The following is a 4,375-nucleotide window of genomic DNA, read 5'->3' as shown; positions in this document are numbered from 1 at the left end:
GGGTCGGGCGTGCGCCGATCCAGAACTCCCCGGAGCGGGAATCGGCGTAGAACTGCTCGGTGTCGCGGCCGGCCAACGGGCGGAAGTACAGCGTGGCGTGGTGGTTTCCGCCGTCGTCGCCGGTGCCCTCCGCGACCGGTTCCAGGATCAGGACCGCATCAGGTTCGTGGTCCAGGCCGAGGCCGGTGAGGTGCGCGAAGGCGGAGTGCGGCCGGAAGCGGTAGTCGCAGTCGTTCGAGCGGACCTTCAGCGGGCCGGCGGGGATGACCAGGCGTTCACCTTTGAACTGGCCTGAGATGGAGCGGCGCCGGCCTGCGGCGTGGCCCGCGACGGCATCCCGCTCGGGGAGCTGTTGCGAGGCCGGCGCCCAGTTGCTGGCCATGAAGGCCTTGAAGGCGTCGGAGCTGGGCCGCTGCGAGCGGTTGTTGACGCGCTCTTCGAGGGGCTGGGAAGCGGAGACTAGGGTGTTATCTGCATCGTTCACCGTCCCATAGTCTCACCAGCGCCGCGGCTTAGGCCAACGGCGCGCTCGCGCTGCAGGGCCGCTGCCGGGCCCCGGCACGAAGGGGCCGAGGCTTTGGATCCTGCCATCTACTAGGCTGGTGAGGTGAGGATCGACCTGCATGCGCACTCCAACGTTTCCGACGGCACCCAGGCGCCGGCCGGCGTCATGGAGTCCGCCGCCGCCGCGGGCCTCGACGTCGTCGCCCTGACCGATCACGATTCCACTGCCGGGTGGGCGGAGGCCGCCGTCGCCGCCCGGAAAGCCGGGGTCGCGCTGGTCCCGGGGATGGAGATCTCCTGCCGCACCGCGGAAGGCATCAGCGTTCACCTGCTCAGCTACCTCCACGACCCCGCGCATCCCGGACTGCTTGAGGAAATCACCAAGTCCAAGGACGCCCGGCACACGAGGGCGCAGAAGATGGTCACCCTTTTGTCGGAGGACTACCCGCTGACATGGGACGACGTGATTCACCACGTCGCGCCGGGGGCCACCCTGGGCCGCCCCCACATCGCCGACGCGCTCGTCGCGGCCGGTGTGGTGGAAGACCGGGCCGAGGCTTTTGGTTCCATCCTCACAGCACGCTCGCGCTACTGGGTCCAGCACTATGCGCCGGAGCCGGCGCTCGCCGTCGAACTGGTCCGTGCAGCCGGGGGCGTCCCGGTGTTCGCCCACCCAGTGGCATCCGCCCGCGGCCGGATCGTCGGGGAGGGGACCTACCGGGAGATGATCGACGCCGGCCTGGCCGGCCTGGAAATCTACCACCGGGACAACCCCGAGGAGGGCCGGACGTTCCTGCGCCGCATCGCCGAACGCTATGGCCTGCTGATCACAGGGTCCTCCGATTACCACGGCGCGGGAAAGCCGAACCTGCTGGGCGAGAATCTGACCTCCGCAGAAGTCTTTGCCCGGATCGAGGAACTGGGCACGGGCTCGTCCGTGGTGCGCTGAGACCCAGTCCGCTGAGACCCTGGACCCGTGTTGAGCTATCACTTAGCGTCCCTATGAGGCCCCCCAGGACCCGAATAGCCGCCACAAGTGATAGCGCAACGGGCGGGAACGGCGGGGCGTGGTGAGGGCGGCGGGTCAGAGGGTCGGGAAAGACGTGAACTGCGCCTGCGCGGCCAGGCGTTTGGCCATCACGTCGATGGCCGGCTGGTTCTGGTCCACGCACACGAACCTGCGGTCGAGTTTCGCGGCCACGGACCCGAGCGTGCCGGAACCTGCGAAGAAGTCCAGGCACCAGTCGCCCGGCCGGCTCGAGGCCGCAACCACGCGGCGGATCAGCCCCTCCGGCTTCTGCGTCGGGTAGCCGGTTTTCTCCTTGCCGGTCGGCGAAACGATCGTGTGCCACCACACGTCCGTGGGCAGCTTGCCGAGCTCGCGCTTGGCGGGGGTCACCAGTCCGGGCGCCATGTAGGGCTCACGGTCCACCTCGGCGCTGTCGAAGTGGTACTTCGCCGGGTTCTTGACGTAGACGAGGATGTTGTCGTGCTTGGTGGGCCAGCGGTACTTGGCCCGTGCACCGTAGTCGTACGCCCAGATGATCTCGTTCAGGAAGCATTCGCGGCCGAAGATCGCGTCCAGCATGACCTTTGCGTAGTGCACCTCGCGGTAGTCCAGGTGCAGGTACAGGGTGCCGTCGTCGGCCAGGAGCCGCCAGGCCTCCACGAGCCGGGGCTCGAGGAAGGACCAGTAGTCGCTGAACGCGTCGTCGTACTTGTGCAGCGCGCCCTTGATGGTGTCGTAGGACCGGCCCTTGAACCCGACGCGGTCACCCTCGCCGCCGGCGTTGAGCACCATCCTGGTTTCCTGGCGCCGCTGGACCCGGCCGGTGTTGAAGGGCGGGTCCACGTAAATCAGTGTGAAGGCGCCGTCCGGCAGCGTGGGGAGGTATTCCGCGTTGTCCGCGTGAACCACCAGGTTGCTGCCGTCCGGCGCCCAGACGGTGTCAGTCATGGAGGGGATTAGGCCTCGGCGCCGCTCGGCTGTGCGTCGCCGCCGGCCACTACCTCGCCGTTGCGGCGGCGGGTGCGGGTCCGGCGCCGGGCACGGGTCGCCCGGTCCACCTCGGTGGGGGCCTTCGCCGGCGCGGCGGCAGCAGCTTCCGGTCCCTGTCCGTTCGCAGTGGACGCCGTGGCGGCATCGGCCTCGGCGGGACGGCGACGGCGGTCGCCGGAGCGTCCGCCGGCTTCGGTGCCGCTGCGGCGCGAGTCACGTCCGCCGGTGCGGCTGCCCTCGCGGGCGCCGTCACGGCTGCTCGTGCGGCTGCCGTCCTTTGCGCCGTCCCTTCCGCCGTCCTTTGCGCTGGTGCGCGAGTTCTTCTTGCCGGTCTCGCCGAGGTCTTCGAGGACCTCCGCGTCGACCCCGGCCAGCACACGCTTGTCGCGCGGCAGCCGGCCCTTGGTGCCTGCGGGGATGTCGAGTTCCTCGAACAGGTGGGGCGAGGATGAGTAGGTTTCCACGGGCTCGGGGTAGCTCAGGCCGAGGGCCTTGTTGATGAGCCCCCAGCGCGGCATGTCGTCCCAGTCGACAAAGGTCACGGCGGTGCCCTTGTTGCCGGCGCGGCCGGTGCGGCCCACGCGGTGCAGGTAGATCTTCTCGTCTTCGACGCACTGGTAGTTGATCACGTGGGTGACGTCGTCGACGTCGATGCCGCGGGCGGCGACGTCGGTGGCAACGAGGACGTCCACCTTGTTGTTGCGGAAGGCGCGCAGCGCCTGTTCGCGGGCGCCCTGCCCGAGGTCACCGTGGATGGCGGCCGCAGCAAAACCGCGGTCCACCAGTTCCTCGGCCACCTTCGCGGCGGTGCGCTTGGTCTTGGTGAAGATGATGGTCCGGCCGCGTCCGCGGGCCTGCAGGATGCGGGCCACCACTTCCACCTTGTCCATGCTGTGGGCACGGTAGATCAGCTGGCGGATATCGCGCTTGGTCAGGCCCTCGTCGTCCGGGTCCGCGGCGCGGATGTGTGTCGGCTGGGTCATGTAGCGGCGGGCCATGGCGATGACCGGGCTGGGCACGGTGGCGGTCTGGCGGACCGCGGGCGTGCCGGCGATCAGGGTCTCGACGTCCGGCAGGAACCCGAGGTCCAGCATCTCGTCGGCTTCGTCGAGGATAACGATCTTGACGTTCTTCAGGCTCAGGTGCTTCTGCTTGAAGAGGTCGATCAGGCGGCCGGGGGTACCGACCACAACCTCGACGCCGTTCTGCAGCGCCTCGACCTGCGGCTCGTAAGCGCGGCCACCGTAGATGGTGGCGATGCGGGCGTTGCGCTTCTTGGCGGCGTTTTCGAGGTCTTTGGCTACCTGGACGGCGAGCTCGCGGGTGGGCACGATCACCAGGGCCTGCGGGGCGCCGGGAACGGCCAGTTTGTCGAAGCCGGCGTCGTCGCGGCCGACGACGCGCTGCAGCGCCGGGATGCCGAAGCCGAGGGTCTTGCCAGTACCGGTCTTGGCCTGGCCGATGATGTCATGCCCTGCCAGTGCGACCGGCAGGGTCATGGCTTGGATCGGGAAGGGGTGGGTGATGCCGGCGTCGGCCAGGGACTCCACGATGTCGGCACGGACATTGAAGTCGGCAAAGGTCTTCTCGGCAATCTCGTGCGGCTTTTCGTCCGAGATGATGGTCTCTTCGGGCTCGATGGTCTCCGTGCCGGACTCATCGGTCAGAAGCTGGTGCGTGTGCAATTCACTCACAGGGGAGTTTCCTTATTCATTTTGGGCTGCGCTGCTTGCTCAACGGGGCCGGCCGTGGTGGCCGTTCCGGAGCACGCTCAGGCGCGCAAGCAATTCCAGTGGAAGCCGATCGCGGGCTATCTAAATGCTGGCACTGGGGACCAGCGGGTGTATCTCAAGATCGCGTAGGGGCGGGCTT

Annotated in this window: 4 protein-coding genes; 1 reads left to right on the top strand and 3 read right to left on the bottom strand. The window is 68.4% G+C overall.

Annotation, left to right across the window (positions count from 1 at the left end):
- The coding region (locus LQV45_RS19085; RefSeq protein ID WP_230008368.1) for an aminopeptidase P N-terminal domain-containing protein at window positions 1-484 on the bottom strand (484 nt) is incomplete at its 3' end.
- Between the two features lie 123 nt (window positions 485-607).
- Here LQV45_RS19085 and LQV45_RS19080 point away from each other — a divergent pair.
- Complete coding sequence (locus tag LQV45_RS19080) at window positions 608-1,453, top strand: PHP domain-containing protein (protein WP_230008367.1); 846 nt, start codon at window positions 608-610, stop codon at window positions 1,451-1,453.
- A 135-nt stretch (window positions 1,454-1,588) separates the two neighbouring features.
- On the opposite strand, the gene LQV45_RS19075 is transcribed toward LQV45_RS19080, so the two are convergent.
- Both LQV45_RS19075 and LQV45_RS19070 read right to left on the bottom strand, forming a co-directional pair.
- A complete protein-coding gene (locus tag LQV45_RS19075) occupies window positions 1,589-2,461 on the bottom strand; it encodes a site-specific DNA-methyltransferase (protein ID WP_223913905.1) in 873 nt (290 codons plus the stop codon).
- Between the two features lie 8 nt (window positions 2,462-2,469).
- Window positions 2,470-4,197, bottom strand: a complete 1,728-nt coding sequence (locus tag LQV45_RS19070; protein ID WP_230008366.1) for a DEAD/DEAH box helicase — start codon at window positions 4,195-4,197, stop codon at window positions 2,470-2,472.
- Window positions 4,198-4,375: the final 178 nt, after the last annotated feature.

Source organism: Microbacterium sp. Bi128, assembly GCF_918698205.1.
This window is presented reverse-complemented; position numbering and strand designations above follow the sequence as displayed.